Consider the following 18,058-nt stretch of genomic DNA (forward strand, 5'->3'; position numbering starts at 1 on the left):
GATCACCAGCCGAGCCTGTGCGCTTACCCGGTAGAGTGATTGCCGCGTCAACATCGCGTCAAAAGGTGCGCCGGGAAGTCTGGTCGGCATGTGTTTCGTGCTGCCCAACCGACCGGAGGTCGCCCACCGATGACCGCGCCCGCCCCCAGCAACGACGGCCGCAAGGTCCTCGGACGGCTCTCGCTCCCCGAGCGGACCTACATCGCGGACGCGCTGCGCGCCGAGACCGTCGGCGGTGTCCTGTTGCTCGTCGCCGCCGTCGTCGCCGTGATCTGGGCGAACGTCTGGGGCGGCAGCTACGACACCGTCAGCCACTTCCACCTCGGGCCCAGCTCCCTGGGGCTCGATCTCTCCATCCAGCACTGGGCCGCCGACGGACTCCTCGCCGTCTTCTTCTTCGTGGCCGGCATCGAGCTCAAGCGCGAACTGGTCGCGGGCGAACTGCGCGACCCCAAGGCCGCCGTGCTCCCCGTCGTCGCCGCGATCTGCGGCATGGCGGCACCCGCCCTGGTGTACTTCGTCGTCAACACCGTCGGCGGCGGATCCATGGACGGCTGGGCCGTCCCCACGGCCACCGACATCGCCTTCGCGCTCGCCGTGCTCGCGGTCATCGGCACTTCGCTGCCGTCCGCGCTCCGCGCCTTCCTGCTCACGCTCGCCGTCGTCGACGACCTCTTCGCCATCCTGATCATCGCGGTCTTCTTCACCAGCGACATCAACTTCGCCGCGCTGGGCGGCGCCGTCGTGGGCCTCGCCGTCTTCTGGCTGCTGCTGCGCAAGAACGTACGCGGCTGGTACGTGTACGTCCCGCTGGCCCTGGCCATCTGGGCCCTGATGTACAACAGCGGCATCCACGCCACCATCGCGGGCGTCGCCATGGGCCTGATGCTCCGCTGCACCAAGCGGGACGGGGAACAGCACTCCCCCGGCGAGCACATCGAGCACCTTGTACGGCCGATCTCCGCCGGGCTCGCGGTGCCGCTGTTCGCGCTGTTCTCCGCCGGGGTGTTCATCGGCGGCGGGGTGCTCGCGGATGTGTTCAGCAAGCCCGAGACCCTCGGTGTCGTACTCGGCCTGGTGGTCGGCAAGGCCGTCGGTATCTTCGGCGGCACCTGGCTCACCGCCCGCTTCACCCGGGCCGAGCTCAACGAGGAACTGGCCTGGGCGGACGTGCTCGCCGTCTCCTCGCTCGCCGGGATCGGCTTCACGGTCTCGCTGCTCATCGGCGAACTGGCCTTCGACGGCGACGAGTTGATGACCGACGAAGTGAAGGCCGCCGTCCTCGTGGGGTCGCTGGTCTCGGCCCTCATCGCCTCCGTCCTCCTCAAGGCGCGCAACCGCAAGTACCGCGCGCTCTGCGAGGAAGAGGAGCGGGACGACGACCACGACGGCATTCCCGACATCTACGAGCAGGACAAGCCCGAGTACCACCTGCGCATGGCCGCGATCTACGAGGGGAAGGCGGCCGAGCACCGGCGTCGGGCCGAAGCGGCAGAAGTGGCGGGGGCGGCGGGCGACAAGGGCGAGCGTCCGGCATGATCTGACAACGGACGTGGAGATCCGGGAGACGAAGATGAGGGAGAGTCAGTCATGAGCGAGCCTGGCAGCACTGCCGGCACGACCGTCGGAGTCGACGTCGGCGCCACCGACCGCAGCCTGGGGCAGCTGGTCGCCTCGGCGACAGCCGAGATGTCAGCGCTCGTACACGACGAAATCGCCCTGGCCAAGGCCCAGCTGCGACAGGACGTCAAGCGCGGAGCGACCGGCGGCGGGGCGTTCGCGGCGGCCGGTGCGGTGCTGCTCTTCTCGCTGCCGATGCTGAGCTTCGCCCTCGCGTACGGGTTCCGTACCTGGACGCACTGGAACATGGCGCTCTGCTTCCTCCTCTCCTTCGGCGTGAACGTGCTGGTGGCCGGGTTGCTCGCGCTGATCGGCACGGTCTTCGTCAAGAAGGCCAAGAAGGGCAAGGGCCCGCAGAAGGTCGCCGCTTCGGTCAAGGAGACGACGGCCGTACTCCAGGGCGTCAAGCCGCACCCGCGTCCGGCCGTGGAGCTGGACAAGGTCCTCGACCAGGCGGCCATCGAAGCAGCGGTCAATGGGGAGTCCTCGGCTGTGGCACGCTCGTCTGCATGACCGCCTCAGCAGAATCGGGTTCCGTCGTACGTCTCGACGGGCCCTGGACCCACCGCGATGTCGCCGCCAACGGTGCGCGCTTCCATATCGCCGAGGCCGGTGACGGCCCGCTGGTGCTCCTTCTGCACGGCTTCCCGCAGTTCTGGTGGACCTGGCGGCACCAGATCACCGCGCTCGCCGACGCCGGATTCCGGGCGGTCGCCATGGACTTGCGCGGGGTGGGCGGCAGCGACCGTACGCCCCGGGGCTACGACCCGGCCAACCTCGCCCTCGACATCACCGGGGTGATCCGCTCCCTCGGCGAGCCGGACGCGGCGCTCGTCGGCCACGATCTGGGCGGCTATCTCGCGTGGACGGCGGCCGTGATGCGGCCCAAGCTCGTACGCCGTCTCGCCGTCTCCTCGATGCCGCACCCGCGGCGGTGGCGCTCGGCGATGCTCTCGGACTTCTCGCAGTCGCGGTCGGGGTCGTACGTGTGGGGCTTTCAGCGGCCGTGGCTGCCGGAGCGTCAACTGGTCGCGGATGACGCGGCGTTGGTGGGTCGGCTGATGCGGGAGTGGTCGGGGCCCACGCCTCCCGAGGAGGAGGCCGTGGACGCCTACCGGCGCGCCATGTCGATCCCGTCGACCGCGCACTGCTCGGTGGAGCCCTACCGCTGGATGGTGCGTTCGCTCGCGCGGCCGGACGGGATCCAGTTCAACCGGAGGATGAAGCGGCCGGTACGCGTACCGACGCTGCATCTGCACGGATCGCTGGACCCGGTGATGCGGACGCGGAGTGCGGCGGGATCCGGCGAGTACGTCGAAGCGCCTTACCGGTGGCGGCTGTTCGACGGTCTCGGACACTTCCCGCATGAGGAGGATCCGGCGGCTTTCAGCGCTGAGCTGGTGAACTGGCTCAAGGACCCCGAGCCCGACCGGTAGCCGTAAACGAACGTCTGTCCTGCGAACAGCCAAATGCCTCGCGCATAGGCCAATTGGCTGCCCGAGAGGCGATTACCGACCTTGGGGCACGGGCAGACGTCGGAGTATGGGCTGGACGCACGACTACGGTGACGCAGCACGCAACCGCCGCTCGGCCACGGGCCTGAGCACCCACGAGAGGGGCGGACCCCATGATCAGGGGCACGATCCCCGTCTCGGCATCCCGCTGATCCTCCGGCGCAGGGCGCGCTGGGTCTCGGCGCGGCTGCGCCATCAGCGCATCTAGAACTCCGGCAGAACTCCGGGGCCTTCAGGGCCTGGTGAGGTAGCCGAGGCCGGGGTGCACGCCCCGGTATCCGTCGAGCAGCCTCCGCGCCACGTTCACGGAATCGACCAGCGGGTGGAGTGCGAAAGCCTTCGCCGCCGCTCGCGCCGATCCGCTCTCCGCCGCTTCCAGTACGCAGCGCTCGACGGCCTTCACGGCTGTCACCAGACCGGCTTCGTGGCCGGTGAGCTGCGATACGGCCAGCGGGCGCGGGCCGTTCGCGTCGATCCGGCACGGGATCTCGATGACGGCTGCCTCGTCGAGCACGGTGAGGGCCGAGCGGTTGGGGACGTTGAGGATGAGGGTGGCTTCCTCGTCGCGGGCGATGGCCCGCATCAGCGCGAGCGCCACGTTCTCGTACCCGCCCGACTCCAGGTCGTCCGCCGCCCGTTCGCCCGCGCCCGACGCCTCGCGGTTCTCCGCCATGTACGTGGCCTCGCGCTCGGCGCGGGTGCGGTCCCAGGCGTCCCATGCGCTGGGTGTGCCCGAGGCCATCTCCTCGTAGAACCGCGCCTGTTGGGTGTGGAGGAAGGCGCCGCGGGTCTGTTCGGCCTGCTGGTAGGCGGCGGTCGTCTCGCGGTTGAAGTAGTAGTAGTGCAGGTATTCGTTGGGGACGGAGCGGATCGAGCGCAGCCAGTCGGCGCCGAAGAGCTTGCCCTCCTCGAAGGAGGTGAGCAGCTTCTCGTCGTCGAAGAGGCGCGGGAGGAGGTCTTCCTCGCCTACGTACAGACCGCGCAGCCAGCCCAGGTGGTTGAGGCCCACATAGTCGAGGCGCGCCAGGTCCGGGTCGGCGCCCAGCGTCCGGGCGACGCGGCGGCCCAGGCCGACCGGGGAGTCGCAGATGCCGATGACGCGCTCGCCGAGGTGGGCGGCCATGGCTTCGGTGACCAGGCCGGCCGGGTTGGTGAAGTTGATGACCCAGGCGTCGGGGGCGAGCCTGGCGACGCGGCGGGCGATGTCCACGGCGACGGGGACGGTACGCAGTCCGTACGCGATGCCGCCCGCGCCGACCGTCTCCTGGCCCAGGACGCCCTCGGCCAGCGCGATCCGCTCGTCGGCAGCGCGGCCCGCGAGTCCGCCGACGCGGATCGCGGAGAAGACGAAGTCGGCGCCGCGCAGGGCCTCGTCGAGGTCGGTGGTGACGGTGACCTCGGGGGCGTCCGGGGTGTCCCCCGCCTGGTCCCCGAGGACCTTCGCGATCGCCTTCAGGCGGGCCGGGTCGAGGTCGTGCAGGGTGACGTGGGTGACCCTGCCGGGGGCGTGGTCGCGCAGGAGCGCGCCGTACACGAGCGGTACGCGGAAGCCTCCGCCGCCCAGGATCGTGAGCCTCACAGTTCCGTCCTCACGCTTTCGTCCTCACAGTGCGCATCCCTCGGTGTCGACCTGCTGTCCCGCGGTGCGCCCCTTGTCGATGTCCTGGCGGATCTCGTCGGCGGTCAGGGCGTAACCGGTGTGCGCGTCGTCGAGGGACTTGGCGAAGACCACTCCGTAGACCTTGCCTTCGGGGGTGAGGAGCGGTCCGCCGGAGTTGCCCTGGCGGACCGTGGTGTAGAGGGAGTAGATGTCACGGCGGACCGTGCCGCGGTGGTAGATGTCGGGGCCGTTGGGACTGATCCGGCCGCGGACACGGGCCGAGCGGACGTCGTAGGCGCCGTTCTCCGGGAAGCCCGCGACGATCGCGCTGTCGCCGCTGTGCGCGTCGTGGTCGGTGTCGGCGAACTGCAGGACGGGGGCGTGCAGATCGGGGACATCGAGGACGGCGATGTCGCGCTCCCAGTCGTAGAGGACGACCTTGGCGTCGTACAGCCGGCCCGTCCCGCCTATCTGGACGGTGGGCTCGTCGACGCCGCCGACGACATGGGCGTTGGTCATCACACGGCGTTCGCCGAAGACGAAGCCGGAGCCTTCGAGGACCTTGCCGCAGCCCGGCGCCGTACCGACGACCTTGACGATCGACTTACGGGCACGCGCCGCGACGGCACTGTTGGCGAGCGCCGGGTCGGGGGCCTGGACGTCGGTGATCGGTTCGTTCGAGAAGGGCGAGAAGACCTGCGGGAAGCCGTTCTGGGCGAGGACCGAGGAGAAGCGCGAGAACCAGCCGGGAGCCTGTGGGGGCATCGCGCGCGAGACGCCGAGCAGCACCTTGGAGCTGCGCACCTCCTTGCCGAGGGTCGGCAGGGTGGTGCCCGCGAGGGCCGAGCCGATCAGCCAGGCGACGAGGAGCATGGCGACGACATTGACCAGGACGCCGCCTGTGGCGTCCAGGGCGCGGGCGGGCGACCAGGTGATGTAGCGGCGGAGTTTGTTGCCGAGGTGGGTGGTGAAGGCCTGGCCGATCGAGGCGCAGACGATGACGAGGACGACCCAGACGACCTTGGCCGCGGTGGACACCTCGGACTTGTCGGTGAGCTGGTCCCAGATGACAGGCAGCGAAAAGACGGCGACCAGACCGCCGCCGAGGAAGCCGATCACCGACAGGATGCCGACGACGAATCCCTGGCGGTAGCCGATGATCGCGAACCACACGGCGGCCAGTATCAGCAGGATGTCCAGGACGTTCACGGTCGCCAGCCTGTCATGCGCGCCAGTCGAGCGGGACCTGCTTGGAGCGGTCCCACGGGCGCTCCCAACCCGCGAAATGCAGGATGCGGTCGATGACTCCGGCGGTGAAACCCCAGACCAGAGCCGATTCGACGAGAAACGCGGGGCCGTGATGGCCGCTCGGGTGGACGGCGGTCGCACGGTTGGCCGGGTCCGTGAGATCGGCCACGGGAACCGTGAACACCCGGGCCGTTTCCGCCTGGTCGACAGCTCGGACCGGGGTCGGTGCGCGCCACCAGCCGAGCACGGGCGTCACCACGAAGCTGCTCACGGGGATGTAGAGGCGGGGCAGCACCCCGAAGAGCTGGACGCCCTCCGGGTCGAGCCCGGTCTCCTCCTCGGCCTCGCGCAGGGCGGCGCGCAGCGGCCCGTCGGTCCGGGGGTCGCCGTCCTCCGGGTCCAGGGAGCCGCCGGGGAAGGAGGGTTGGCCGGCATGGGAGCGCAGGCTGCTGGAGCGCTCCATCAGGAGCAGCTCGGGGCCCTTGGGGCCTTCACCGAAGAGGATCAGCACCGCGGACTGGCGGCCGCTGCCGCTCTCCGGCGGCAGGAAGCGGCTGAGCTGCTCCGGCCTGACGGTCTCGGCGGCGCTGACGACCGGGGCCAGCCAGTCGGGCAGTCCTTCGGCCGTGACTGTGACCCTGGCCGCGATCCGGCCGTCGTACGTCTCATGTGCTCGCGTCATGGGCACCCCCGTCTCTCACAACGCCTGCGACAGGCCTGATCGTTCCACTGGGCGCATCCGTCATCCGGCGCCCAGCGGGGACGCCGGCTTGCCCGGATAGTCCGGCGGGGGCTTGAGCCGCTGGCCGGGCTGGCCGCCCTTCTCGTACTTGAGAAGCTTCTGCGCCTTCTCCGGATCCGTCTCCCCTTCTCCGTACGCCGGGCAGAGCGCGGCGATGGGGCAGGCGCCGCAGGCGGGCTTGCGGGCATGGCAGATGCGGCGGCCGTGGAAGACGACGCGGTGCGAGAGCATCGTCCAGTCCTTGGGCGGGAACAGGTCGGCGACGACCGCCTCGACCTTGACCGGGTCCTCCTCGGCCGTCCATTTCCAGCGGCGCACCAGGCGGCCGAAGTGGGTGTCCACCGTGATGCCGGGAACCCCGAAGACATTGCCGAGGACCACATTGGCCGTCTTGCGGCCGACTCCGGGCAGCGTGACCAGGTCCTCCAGGCGCGAGGGGACCTCGCCGCCGAAGTTGTCCCGAAGCGACGCGGAAAGGCCCAGGACGGACTTGGCCTTGGCGCGGAAGAAGCCCGTGGGCCGCAGGATCTCCTCCAGCTCCTCGGGGACCGCTGCCGCCATGTCCTCGGGCGTGGGGTACTTCGCGAAGAGCGCTGGCGTCGTCTGGTTGACCCTCAGGTCGGTGGTCTGGGCGGAGAGCACCGTGGCGACCAGGAGCTCGAAGGGGTTCTCGAAGTCGAGCTCGGGGTGGGCGTACGGGTAGACGTCCGCGAGCTCGCGGTTGATACGGCGCGCCCGTCGGACCAGCGCCGTCCGCGACTCGGGCTGTGCCTTCGTCTTCGGCTGAGCCTTGGCTTGCGTCTTCGGCTTCGTCTTTTCTGTCGTTCTTGCGGCACGCGGAGGACGGGTGGTGGGTTGTTCGCCCACAGCAGAATCACGCTTCGCTGACACCCGTTCAGCCCCCTTGGCCTGTGCTCTCACCGGCGATTTGGACACCTGGCCAGCCTAGAGCCAGGTACTGACATCCGCCCCGGTCACAGGCAATCACCACCCCAATCGGCCCCCTGCCGCACGACGAGGCGCCCCAGTACGTCAGACTTGTGATCGATCACACTGATATACACGTCCGGCATGATGGGGGTCACGGACCCCCGAGCAGGTCGACAAGGAGAGAACTCGTGGACGACGTTCTGCGGCGCGCCCCGCTCTTCGCGGCGCTCGATGACGAGCAGGCCGCTGAGCTGCGCGCCTCGATGAGTGAGGTGACGCTCGCCCGCGGCGACGCCCTCTTCCACGAGGGCGACCCCGGCGACCGGCTCTATGTGGTGACCGAGGGCAAGGTGAAGCTGCACCGCACCTCGCCCGACGGCCGGGAGAACATGCTGGCGGTCCTGGGCCCCGGCGAGCTCATCGGCGAGCTGTCGCTCTTCGACCCGGGCCCGCGTACCGCCACGGCGAGCGCGCTCACCGAGGTCAAGCTGCTGGGTCTCGGCCACGGCGACCTCCAGCCCTGGCTGAACGTCCGCCCCGAGGTGGCCACCGCCCTGCTGCGTGCCGTCGCGCGCCGCCTCCGCAAGACGAACGACCAGATGTCCGACCTGGTCTTCTCCGACGTACCCGGCCGTGTCGCCCGCGCCCTCCTCGACCTGTCGCGCCGCTTCGGTGTGCAGTCCGAGGAAGGCATCCACGTGGTGCACGACCTCACGCAGGAAGAGCTGGCCCAGCTGGTCGGCGCTTCCCGCGAGACGGTCAACAAGGCCCTCGCGGACTTCGCAGGCCGCGGCTGGCTGCGCCTGGAGGCGCGCGCCGTCATCCTGCTGGACGTGGAGCGGCTGGCGAAGCGCTCGCGCTGACGCCTGTACGAAGCACGACGTACGACCGAGGGGCCCCGCCGGTGGCGGGGCCCCTCGTCGTGCGCCAGGCCGGGATCAGATCAGCCCGTGCTCCCGCAGATACTCCAGCTGCGCCCGCACCGACAGCTCGGCCGCGGGCCACAGCGAGCGGTCCACATCGGCGTAGACATGGGCCACGACCTCCGACGGCGTCGTCATGCCCTTCTCGGCCGCCGTCTCGACCTGCGCGAGGCGGTGCGCGCGGTGCGCGAGGTAGAACTCGACGGCTCCTTGCGCGTCGTCGAGTACGGGGCCGTGGCCGGGCAGCACCGTGTGCACCCCGTCGTCGACGGCCAGCGAGCGCAGGCGGCGCAGCGAGTCGAGGTAGTCGCCGAGGCGTCCGTCGGGGTGCGCGACCAGCGTCGTACCGCGGCCGAGGACCGTGTCGCCCGTCAACACCGCCTGATCTGCGGGCAGATGGAAGCAGAGCGAGTCCGAGGTGTGGCCGGGGGTCGGCACCACGCGCAGCTCCAGACCGCCGGTGGTGACGACGTCACCCGCCCCGAGTCCCTCGTCGCCCAGACGCAGGGCGGGGTCGAGGGCGCGGACGTTCGTACGGGTGAGGGCGGCGAAGCGGGCCGCGCCCTCCGCGTGGTCGGGGTGGCCGTGGGTGAGGAGGGTCAGCGCGACGCGCTTGCCGGCGCGCTCGGCGGCCGTGATGACAGCCTTGAGGTGTACGTCGTCCAGGGGGCCCGGGTCGACGACGACCGCGAGGTCGGAGTCCGGCTCGGAGACGATCCAGGTGTTGGTGCCGTCGAGGGTCATCGCGGAGGCGTTGGGCGCGAGGACGTTGACGGTACGGGCGGTGGCCTGACCGGACAGCACCCCGCCCCTGGGCTGGCCGGGCAAGGCTGCGGCGTCGGTCATGCGGTGTCCCTTTCGGGGGGCGGTGTGCAGGGTGCGCGAGGCGGCACACGGCGGGCGAAGGCGGTCGCCGCGGGTGCGGTCACGTGGTGGGGGTGATGCGTTTCGTGAACTCCTCGTGGCCCGGCCAGCTCAGGACCAGCTGACCGTCCTCGAAACGGGCCTGGGCCAGCACCGCGGTCATGTCCTGGTCACCCGCCCCCGCCAGTGCGTCCGCCGCCGTCGCGTACGGCCGGAGTGCGCGCAGGGTCGCCACGGTCGGCGGCATCATCAGCAGCTCCCCCTTGTCGTAGCCCTCGACGGCCTCCTCCGGCCGTGTCCACACCGTACGGTCCGCCTCCGTCGAGGCGTTGCGGGTGCGCTGGCCCGGCGGGAGCGCGGCGACGAAGAACCAGGTGTCGTACCGCTTCGGCTCGAACTCCGGGGTGATCCAGCGCGCCCACGCCCCGAGCAGATCGGAGCGCAGCACGAGCCCCCGCCGGTCCAGGAAGTCCGCGAAGGACAGGTCACGGGCGACGAGGGCCGCGCGGTCCGCCTCCCAGTCCTCGCCGGAGAGGTCGTCGACCACCGTGTCGGCGGTGGGGCCCGCGAGGAGCACGCCGGCTTCCTCGTACGTCTCCCGTACGGCCGCGCAGACGATCGCCTGCGCCGTCGACGCCTCCACGCCCAGGCGCTCCGCCCAGGCCTCCCGTGCGGGCCCCGCCCAGCCGACGGGGCGGTCGTCGTCACGGGGGTCCACGCCGCCGCCCGGATATGCGTACGCGCCTCCGGCGAATGCCATGGAGGCGCGTCTGCGCAGCATATGGACGGCGGGTCCGGACGGGGTGTCACGCAGCAGCATGACCGTCGCGGCCCGGCGCGGCTCGACCGCGGTGAGCTCGCCACTGGCGAGCGCGCGGATCCGGTCGGGCCACTCCGGGGGGTACCACTGGCCGTTGGCCTGCTGAGATGCCATGGGCGGAGGCTAACGCCTGCGCCCTACATGCTCTAGGCCTTGTCCAGTTCGACCTGGATCTCGACCTCGACCGGTGCGTCCAGCGGGAGCACCGCGACGCCCACGGCGCTGCGGGCGTGCACGCCCTTGTCACCGAGGACCTCGCCGAGCAGCTCGCTCGCGCCGTTCAGCACACCCGGCTGGCCGGTGAAGTCCGTGGCCGACGCGACAAAGCCGGTGACCTTCACGACGCGCACGATGCGGTCCAGGTCGCCCGCGACCGACTTGACCGCGGCCAGCGCGTTGAGAGCGCAGGTCCTGGCGAGCTCCTTGGCCTCCTCGGCGGTGACCTCGGCGCCGACCTTGCCGGTCGTCGGGAGCTTGCCCTCGACCATGGGGAGCTGGCCCGCCGTGTACACGTACACACCGGACTGCACGGCCGGCTGGTACGCGGCCAGCGGCGGCACGACCTGCGGCAGCGTCAGACCGAGCTCGGCCAGCCGCGCCTCGACGGCCCCGCTCACGCGGTCTTCTCCCGCTTGAGGTACGCCACCAGCTGCTCGGGGTTGTTCGGCCCGGGCACGACCTGGACCAGCTCCCAGCCGTCCTCGCCCCAGGTGTCCAGAATCTGCTTCGTCGCGTGCACCAGCAGCGGCACCGTCGCGTACTCCCACTTCTTGCTCATGTGCCGACTGTAGTCGCTGTCACTGACAGCCCCCGGCGTAGAGGTGGCCTTCACTGGTTAGGCTCGAAGACGTGAGCAGGCTCCAGGTGGTCAGCGGCAAGGGCGGCACCGGAAAGACCACGGTCGCCGCAGCCCTCGCGCTCGCCCTCGCGACCGAGGGCAAGCGCACGCTCCTCGTCGAGGTCGAGGGCAGACAGGGCATCGCGCAGCTCTTCGAGACGGAGGCATTCCCGTACGAGGAACGGAAGATCGCCGTCGCACCGGGCGGCGGGGAGGTGTTCGCCCTGGCCATAGACGCCGAGCGCGCCCTCCTCGACTACCTCCAGATGTTCTACAAGCTGGGCGGGGCGGGCCGTGCCCTGAAGAAGCTCGGCGCGATCGACTTCGCGACGACGATCGCCCCCGGTGTACGTGACGTCCTGTTGACCGGGAAGGCCTGCGAGGCCGTCCGCCGCAAGGACAAACGCGGCAAGTACGCCTACGACTACGTGGTCATGGACGCCCCGCCCACCGGCCGCATCACCCGCTTCCTCAACGTCAACGACGAGGTGGCCGGGCTGGCGAAGATAGGCCCGATACACAATCAGGCGCAGGCCGTGATGCGCGTGCTGAAGTCCCCCGAGACCGCGGTGCACCTGGTGACGCTCCTGGAGGAGATGCCGGTGCAGGAGACCGCGGACGGCGTACGGGAACTGCGCGCCGCGAAGCTCCCCGTCGGGAACGTCATCGTGAACATGGTCCGCCCCACCCTCCTCGACGACCGCGCGGTGCGCTCCGTCTCCGGCGAGCGCCGCAAGGAGGTCGCGAAGGCCCTCACCCGGGCCGGGGTCAGCGGCTCGGCCAAGCTCGTCACCCCGCTGCTCGCGGAGGCCGCCGAGCACGCGGAGCGGGTGGAGCTGGAGCGCGAGCAGCGCGGCGTACTGCAAGAGCTGGGTCTGCCGACGTACGAACTCCCGCTGCTCGGCGAGGGGTTGGACCTGGGCGGGCTCTACCGGCTGGCGAGGGAACTGCGGAGGAACGTCACCACATGACCATGACACCGGCACCCGTCCTGGAGATCGACCCGCTGATCGACGACCCGGCGACGCGCATCATCGTCTGCTGCGGCTCCGGCGGGGTGGGCAAGACCACGACCGCGGCGGCCCTGGGTGTACGGGCAGCCGAGCGGGGCCGCAAGGCCGTCGTCCTGACCATCGACCCGGCCCGCCGGCTCGCCCAGTCCATGGGCATCGACTCGCTGGACAACGTCCCGCGCCGCGTCGACGGCATCAAGAACAGCGAAGGCGGCGACGGCGAGCTGCACGCCATGATGCTCGACATGAAGCGGACCTTCGACGAGATCGTCGAGGCGCACGCCGACGGGGAGCGGGCCGCCGCCATCCTGGGCAACCCCTTCTACCAGTCGCTGTCGGCCGGCTTCGCGGGCACGCAGGAGTACATGGCGATGGAGAAGCTCGGCCAGCTGCGGGCGCGCGACGAGTGGGACCTGATCATCGTCGACACCCCGCCCTCGCGCTCCGCGCTGGACTTCCTGGACGCGCCGAAGCGGCTCGGGTCGTTCCTGGACGGGAAGTTCATCCGGCTGCTCATGGCCCCGGCGAAGGTCGGCGGGCGCGCCGGGATGGCGTTCCTCAACGTCGGGATGTCGATGATGACGGGGACGCTGGGCAAGCTCCTCGGGGGCCAGTTCCTGCGCGACGTGCAGACCTTCGTGACGGCGATGGACACGATGTTCGGCGGCTTCCGTACGCGCGCGGACGCGACGTACAAGCTCCTCCAGGCGCCCGGCACCGCCTTCCTGGTGGTCGCGGCCCCGGAGCGGGACGCGCTGCGCGAGGCCGCGTATTTCGTGGAGCGCCTGGCCGCCGAGGAGATGCCGCTGGCGGGTCTGGTGCTCAACCGGGTGCACGGCAGCGGCGCCGCCCGGCTGTCCGCCGAGCGGGCGCTTGCCGCCGCGGAAAATCTTGAAGAGAGCGGCATTGTGGATCAGGGGGACGGGAAGGCTGGATTTCGTGACTCCAGCTCTGCCGCCGCCTCTCCCACGCTCCTCGATGAAACAGCCTCAGACGTGCGGAGCTCAGAGGTCACCGACGCAACCGCACCCCAAGTTCCCGAGGGCGCCGAAGAGTTGACCGACCCGACCACCACCTTGACCACCGAGACACTGACGGCGGGTCTGCTGCGCCTGCACGCCGAACGCATGCAGGTGCTCGCGCGTGAACAGCGAACGCGCGACCGTTTCTCCGCACTCCACCCCGAGGTGGCAGTGACCGAAGTGGCCGCCCTGCCCGGCGACGTACACGACCTCGCAGGACTCCGGGCCATCGGTGACCGCCTCGCGGCCGGTGGTGCCTCTACGGCCTGAGCTGGTCTTCCCCGCACCGCATCGGTGGTCCTACCCCACGGCGGCGTACGTCTCCTCGAACGCTTCGTCGTCCACGATGACCGCAGGCAGAATGCCCGCGCTGCGCTCGTACTCGGTCCGCGCTGTCTCGAGCAGCCGGCGCCAGGAGGTGACCGTGGGACGCCTGCGCAGCAGTGCGCGGCGCTCCCGCTCGGTCATTCCGCCCCATACGCCGAACTCGACGCGGTTGTCGAGCGCATCGGCCAGGCATTCGGTCCGCACCGGACAGCCGGTGCACACCGCCTTGGCCCTGTTCTGCGCCGCACCCTGTACGAACAGTTCATCCGGATCAGTAGTGCGGCAGGCAGCCTGCGCACTCCAGTCAGTTACCCAGCCCATGCCGGCGCCGTCCTCTCCCGAATCGAGGCTCCCCCACGGCGACAGCGGCATATTCACCGCTGCCAGTTGAGGACGTTACGGAAGGTGGGCACAGCGCAACACCCCCTTCGGGCCCAATCTTGAATGGCCCGAACGGACTATGCGTAAGCGGCAGATCACCCGACGGAGTGAGCCGCGGACATGCGTAACAAAGCCGCCCAACCAGGACAGTTGGGGCGCGCTACATGGGACACAGAATGACGCATGGGGCAGATTCGGACATGCATCCACTCGATTCGGGGCGAGCGGAACCACGCTGTTGTTACGTCTGAGGGGTTGATACGAAACCGCACTGCTGTGACAGTTGAGTGCAGCTTAGGCCAAGGCATCTGCGTGTGTCCGGCAAACGAGGCTGTTCCTCCCCGACAACGTAGGCTGCCCTCCATGGCAAAGAAGCGCTCCGGCGGGGGTCTGACCCAGACCCAGCAGGCCGCCAAATTCCTCGGTGTCGCCGCGCTCTCAGGAGCCGTGCTGGCAGGCATCGCGCTGCCGGCCTTCGGCACGCTGGGGCTCGCGGCCAAGGGCACGGTCAAGGGATTCGACGACATCCCCGACAACTTGCAGACCCCGCCGCTGAGTCAGCGCACCCGCATCCTGGACGCCACGGGCGGTCAGATCGCCACGGTGTACGAGCGCGACCGCACGGTGGTGCCGCTGACCAAGGTCTCCCCGTACATGCAGAAGGCGATCGTCGCGATCGAGGACGCGCGCTTCTACCAGCACGGCGCGGTCGACCTCAAGGGCGTCCTGCGTGCGGTCAACCGCAACGCCCAGGAGGGCGGCGCCGCGCAGGGTGCCTCCACTCTGACGCAGCAGTACGTGAAGAACGTCTTCGTCGAAGAGGCGGGCGACGACCCGACCAAGGTCGCCGAAGCCCAGATGAAGAGCCTCGGCCGCAAGATCCGCGAACTGAAGTACGCGATCCAGGTCGAGGAGAAGCTCGGCAAGAAGAAGATCCTGGAGAACTACCTCAACATCACCTTCTTCGGTGAGCAGGCGTACGGCATCGAGTCCGCCGCCCAGCGGTACTTCTCCAAGTCCGCCAAGGACCTCACGCTCCCCGAGTCGGCGCTCCTCGCCGGCCTCGTCCAGTCGCCCAGCCGGTACGACCCGGTCAACGACAAGGAGGAGGCCACGCTCCGCCGCAACACCGTGCTCAAGCGGATGGCGGACGTCGGCGACATCTCGCAGGAGGAAGCGGCCAAGGCCAAGGCCGCCCCGATCAAGCTGAAGGTCACCAAGCCGCAGAGCGGCTGCATCACGTCCGTCCAGGGCGCGGGCTTCTTCTGTGACTACGTACGCAAGACCTTCCTGACCGATCCCGCCTTCGGCAAGACCGAGTCGGACCGCCAGAAGGTCTGGGCGACCGGCGGGCTGACGATCAGGACGACGCTCAACCCGAAGAACCAGTCCGCGTCGAACGAAGCCGCCACGTCCAAGGTCAACAAGGACGACAAGATCGCGGACGCCGTGGTGCAGGTCCAGCCCGGCACCGGCAAGATCCTCGCGATGGCCCAGTCGCGTCCGTACGGCCTGGACCAGAAGAAGCACGAGACGGTACTCAACCTCTCCGTCGACAACAAGATGGGCGGCACCTACGCCGGCTTCCAGGTGGGCTCGACGTTCAAGCCCATCACCGCGGCCGCCGCGCTGGAGAAGGGCATCAGCCCGAACACGGTCTTCGACACGGACTGGAAGATCGGGCTGCCCGGAGCGAGCTTCCGCACCTGCGACAACGGACCCGCCGACGGCGGTACGTGGTCGGTGCAGAACGAGACCGAGAGCGAGAAGGGCGCGTTCGACATGACGAGCGCGCTCGGCAAGTCCATCAACACCTACTTCGCGACGCTGGAGCAGAAGGCCGGGCTCTGCGAGACGGTCACGATGGCGCAGAAGGTCGGCTACATCCGAGGCAACAACAAGCCGCTGATGTACACGCCGTCCACCACGCTCGGCGGTCAGGAGTCCACGCCGCTGGCGATGGCCTCGGTGTACGCGACCTTCGCCAACCGGGGTACGTACTGCACGCCCATCGCCATAGAGTCCGTGACCGGCCGCGACGGCAAGCAGATCGCCGTACCGCAGTCGCAGTGCAGCCAGGCGATGAGCACCAACAGCGCCGACACGATCAACCAGATGCTCAAGGGCGTGGTCGAGGACGGCACCGGAACCCGGGCCGGGCTCAGCGACCGGGACAACGCGGGCAAGACGGGTACCACCGAGGAGCGCAGGAACGCCTGGTTCGTCGGCTACACCCCGAACCTGTCCACAGCGGTCTGGGTGGGCAGCGACGGCGCCAAGCAGATCCCGATGTTCGACATCACCATCGGCGGCCAGTACTACGACAAGGTCTGCGGTGGCTGTCTGCCGGGGCCGATCTGGCGGACCGCGATGACGGGCGCGCTGGGTGCCGACGCGCCGGGCTTCAACTACATCGACGTGCCGCGCGGCAACACCGAGCCGGAGAACCCGGACGGCAAGGGCAAGGGCAAGCACAAGCCGGGCGACGACGGCAAGCCGGGCGACGGCAACACCCCCGACCCGGGCATCTCCATCCCGGGGCTGACCATAGGGGGCAACACGGTCGGCGGCGGAAACGGCCGGGCCGGCGGGAACGACGGCGGCGGAAACGGGCCCTGACCCCGGCACCGCGTACGTATGACGAAGGGGCGCCCGGCTCGATCCGGACGCCCCTTCGCCGTACCCCGTCTGCGTCTGCGTTTGCGTCTGCTCAGCCCGCGAGGCGCTTCTTCACCTCGGCGGCCACCCTGCCGCCCTCGGCGAGCCCCGCCACCTTCGGGTTCACGATCTTCATGACCGCGCCCATCGCCCGCGGACCCTCGGCACCGCCCGCCTTCGCCTCGTCGACGGCCTGGGCGACGATCGCGCCCAGCTCGTCGTCGGTCAGCTGCTTCGGCAGGTACTCGGCGAGCAGCTCGCCCTCCGCCTTCTCCCGCGCGGCCTGCTCGGTGCGACCGGCCTGGTCGAACGCCTCGAACGCCTCACGGCGCTTCTTCGCCTCCTTGGCGATCACCTTGAGGACGTCGTCGTCGGAGAGCTCGCGGGCGGTCTTGCCCGACACCTCTTCATTGGTGATCGCGGAGAGCGTCAGCCGGAGCGTCGAGGAGCGCAGTTCGTCGCGCGCCCGGATCGACTCGGTGAGTTCGTCCTTCAGCCTGTCCTTGAGCGTGGTCATGCGGCCAAGTGTCGCAGGTGCGGGCCGCCTGCCGCCCGCCGATTTCCCGCCCCGGGCCCGTCTGCGACGATGGCGGTATGCGCGCACGTTACGGAGTTCCCCTCAAAGTCACCGCAGGAATCACCGCTGTTGGCGCGGCCGGCCTCGCCTACGCCGCGGGTTTCGAGGCACGTTCGTACCGCCTGCGCAGAGTGACGGTCCCGGTGCTCCCGCCGGGCGCGCGTCCGCTGCGCGTCCTCCAGCTCTCCGACATCCACATGGTCCGCGGTCAGCGCAAGAAGCAGCGCTGGCTGCAGTCCCTCGCCGGGCTGCGCCCCGACTTCGTGGTCAACACCGGCGACAACCTCTCGGACCCCGAGGCGGTCCCCGAGGTCATCGACGCGCTGGGCCCGCTGCTCGAGTTCCCCGGCGCGTACGTCTTCGGCTCCAACGACTACTACGGACCTATTTTCCGTAACCCCGGCCGCTACCTCCTCGAAAAGGCCCACGGCAAGACCGGCCTGAACGGAAACCCGCCCGCCGAGCGAGTCATCCACAACCCCTGGGAGGGCATCCGCGACGCCTTCGACGAGGCGGGCTGGGTGAACCTCACCAACACGCGCGGCCGCCTCAAGCTGGACTCCGCGGAGATCGCCTTCACCGGCCTCGACGACCCGCACATCAAGCGCGACCGCTACAACCAGGTCGCGGGCGGCCCCGAATCGGGCGCGGACCTCTCGATCGCCGTGGTGCACGCCCCCTACCTGCGCGCACTCGACGCCTTCGCCGCCGACGGCTACCCGCTGATCCTCGCGGGCCACACCCACGGCGGCCAGATCTGCATCCCCTTCTACGGCGCCCTGGTCACCAACTGCGACCTGGACCCCGCCCGGGTGAAGGGCCTCTCCTCCCACACCGCCGAGGGCAACCGCTCCTACCTCCACGTCTCCGCAGGCTGCGGCGCCAACCGCTACACCCCCGTCCGCTTCGCCTGCCCCCCCGAGGTCACGCTCCTCACCCTCACCGCGCGCGACTGATCACCGTGCCCCTACGGTGGGGAGC

The 18,058-nt window shown here is 69.9% G+C and carries 19 protein-coding genes; 9 read left to right on the top strand and 10 right to left on the bottom strand.

The window, feature by feature from the left end:
• The first annotated feature begins 129 nt into the window (after nt 1-129).
• The 4 genes from nhaA to AB0H78_RS00775 all read left to right on the top strand — a co-directional run bounded on the left by nhaA (nt 130) and on the right by AB0H78_RS00775 (nt 3,342).
• Entirely contained in the window at nt 130-1,539 is a 1,410-nt protein-coding gene (gene nhaA, locus AB0H78_RS00760; RefSeq protein ID WP_363232006.1) for a Na+/H+ antiporter NhaA, read from the top strand.
• A gap of 51 nt (nt 1,540-1,590) precedes the next feature.
• On the top strand, nt 1,591-2,133 hold the full coding sequence (locus AB0H78_RS00765; protein ID WP_363232007.1) for a phage holin family protein: 543 nt from the start codon (nt 1,591-1,593) through the stop codon (nt 2,131-2,133).
• Nucleotides 2,130-3,056 carry an alpha/beta hydrolase gene (locus AB0H78_RS00770; protein WP_363232008.1) on the top strand — a complete coding sequence of 309 codons (927 nt, stop codon included), beginning with the start codon at nt 2,130-2,132 and terminating at the stop codon, nt 3,054-3,056. The genes AB0H78_RS00765 and AB0H78_RS00770 overlap by 4 nt, the downstream gene beginning before the upstream one ends.
• Before the next feature lie 106 nt (nt 3,057-3,162).
• Complete coding sequence (locus AB0H78_RS00775) at nt 3,163-3,342, top strand: hypothetical protein (RefSeq protein WP_363232009.1); 180 nt, start codon at nt 3,163-3,165, stop codon at nt 3,340-3,342.
• 24 nt (nt 3,343-3,366) lie between these two features.
• On the opposite strand, the gene AB0H78_RS00780 is transcribed toward AB0H78_RS00775, so the two are convergent.
• From AB0H78_RS00780 to nth, 4 genes are read right to left on the bottom strand one after another with little or no spacing between them, the layout of a single operon-like run.
• Nucleotides 3,367-4,713 carry a 6-phospho-beta-glucosidase gene (locus AB0H78_RS00780; protein ID WP_363232010.1) on the bottom strand — a complete coding sequence of 449 codons (1,347 nt, stop codon included), beginning with the start codon at nt 4,711-4,713 and terminating at the stop codon, nt 3,367-3,369.
• A 24-nt stretch (nt 4,714-4,737) separates the two neighbouring features.
• Nucleotides 4,738-5,943: a MarP family serine protease gene (locus AB0H78_RS00785; RefSeq protein WP_363232011.1), complete on the bottom strand. Its 1,206-nt coding sequence runs from the start codon at nt 5,941-5,943 to the stop codon at nt 4,738-4,740.
• Between the two features lie 13 nt (nt 5,944-5,956).
• Nucleotides 5,957-6,664, bottom strand: coding sequence for a CoA pyrophosphatase (locus tag AB0H78_RS00790; RefSeq protein ID WP_363232012.1), 708 nt, complete (start codon nt 6,662-6,664; stop codon nt 5,957-5,959).
• A 60-nt stretch (nt 6,665-6,724) separates the two neighbouring features.
• The gene (gene nth, locus AB0H78_RS00795) at nt 6,725-7,615 is read right to left on the bottom strand and encodes an endonuclease III (RefSeq protein ID WP_363232013.1); all 891 of its coding nucleotides are present in this window, start codon (nt 7,613-7,615) and stop codon (nt 6,725-6,727) included.
• A gap of 227 nt (nt 7,616-7,842) precedes the next feature.
• Here nth and AB0H78_RS00800 point away from each other — a divergent pair, with 227 nt between their 5' ends.
• Complete coding sequence (locus AB0H78_RS00800) at nt 7,843-8,517, top strand: Crp/Fnr family transcriptional regulator (protein WP_164258843.1); 675 nt, start codon at nt 7,843-7,845, stop codon at nt 8,515-8,517.
• A gap of 75 nt (nt 8,518-8,592) precedes the next feature.
• Here AB0H78_RS00800 and AB0H78_RS00805 read toward each other — a convergent pair whose 3' ends face one another.
• The 4 genes from AB0H78_RS00805 to AB0H78_RS00820 form a co-directional block, all read right to left on the bottom strand.
• Nucleotides 8,593-9,423: an MBL fold metallo-hydrolase gene (locus tag AB0H78_RS00805; protein WP_363232014.1), complete on the bottom strand. Its 831-nt coding sequence runs from the start codon at nt 9,421-9,423 to the stop codon at nt 8,593-8,595.
• A gap of 79 nt (nt 9,424-9,502) precedes the next feature.
• The gene (locus AB0H78_RS00810) at nt 9,503-10,375 is read right to left on the bottom strand and encodes an NUDIX hydrolase (protein ID WP_363232015.1); all 873 of its coding nucleotides are present in this window, start codon (nt 10,373-10,375) and stop codon (nt 9,503-9,505) included.
• Between the two features lie 32 nt (nt 10,376-10,407).
• The gene (locus AB0H78_RS00815) at nt 10,408-10,878 is read right to left on the bottom strand and encodes a RidA family protein (RefSeq protein WP_363232016.1); all 471 of its coding nucleotides are present in this window, start codon (nt 10,876-10,878) and stop codon (nt 10,408-10,410) included.
• Nucleotides 10,875-11,039, bottom strand: a complete 165-nt coding sequence (locus tag AB0H78_RS00820; RefSeq protein WP_206961848.1) for a DUF4177 domain-containing protein — start codon at nt 11,037-11,039, stop codon at nt 10,875-10,877. The genes AB0H78_RS00815 and AB0H78_RS00820 overlap by 4 nt, the downstream gene beginning before the upstream one ends.
• A gap of 71 nt (nt 11,040-11,110) precedes the next feature.
• On the opposite strand from AB0H78_RS00820, the gene AB0H78_RS00825 reads away from it, so the two are divergent.
• Together AB0H78_RS00825 and AB0H78_RS00830 are read left to right on the top strand one after the other, a co-directional pair.
• Nucleotides 11,111-12,070: an ArsA-related P-loop ATPase gene (locus tag AB0H78_RS00825; RefSeq protein ID WP_363232017.1), complete on the top strand. Its 960-nt coding sequence runs from the start codon at nt 11,111-11,113 to the stop codon at nt 12,068-12,070.
• Nucleotides 12,067-13,404 carry an ArsA family ATPase gene (locus AB0H78_RS00830; RefSeq protein WP_363232018.1) on the top strand — a complete coding sequence of 446 codons (1,338 nt, stop codon included), beginning with the start codon at nt 12,067-12,069 and terminating at the stop codon, nt 13,402-13,404. The genes AB0H78_RS00825 and AB0H78_RS00830 overlap by 4 nt, the downstream gene beginning before the upstream one ends.
• 30 nt (nt 13,405-13,434) lie before the next feature.
• Here AB0H78_RS00830 and AB0H78_RS00835 read toward each other — a convergent pair whose 3' ends face one another.
• Nucleotides 13,435-13,782, bottom strand: coding sequence for a WhiB family transcriptional regulator (locus tag AB0H78_RS00835; RefSeq protein WP_329119408.1), 348 nt, complete (start codon nt 13,780-13,782; stop codon nt 13,435-13,437).
• Between the two features lie 423 nt (nt 13,783-14,205).
• Between AB0H78_RS00835 and AB0H78_RS00840 the strand changes: the two genes are divergently transcribed.
• Nucleotides 14,206-16,461: a transglycosylase domain-containing protein gene (locus AB0H78_RS00840; protein ID WP_363232019.1), complete on the top strand. Its 2,256-nt coding sequence runs from the start codon at nt 14,206-14,208 to the stop codon at nt 16,459-16,461.
• Nucleotides 16,462-16,552: 91 nt separating this feature from the next.
• Here AB0H78_RS00840 and AB0H78_RS00845 read toward each other — a convergent pair whose 3' ends face one another.
• Entirely contained in the window at nt 16,553-17,017 is a 465-nt protein-coding gene (locus AB0H78_RS00845) for a GatB/YqeY domain-containing protein (protein ID WP_363232020.1), read from the bottom strand.
• A gap of 77 nt (nt 17,018-17,094) precedes the next feature.
• Between AB0H78_RS00845 and AB0H78_RS00850 the strand changes: the two genes are divergently transcribed.
• Complete coding sequence (locus tag AB0H78_RS00850) at nt 17,095-18,033, top strand: metallophosphoesterase (protein ID WP_363232021.1); 939 nt, start codon at nt 17,095-17,097, stop codon at nt 18,031-18,033.
• The last annotated feature ends 25 nt before the right edge of the window (nt 18,034-18,058 follow it).

This window comes from Streptomyces sp. NPDC050738 (genome assembly GCF_040654175.1).
Classification (GTDB): Bacteria; Actinomycetota; Actinomycetes; order Streptomycetales; family Streptomycetaceae; genus Streptomyces.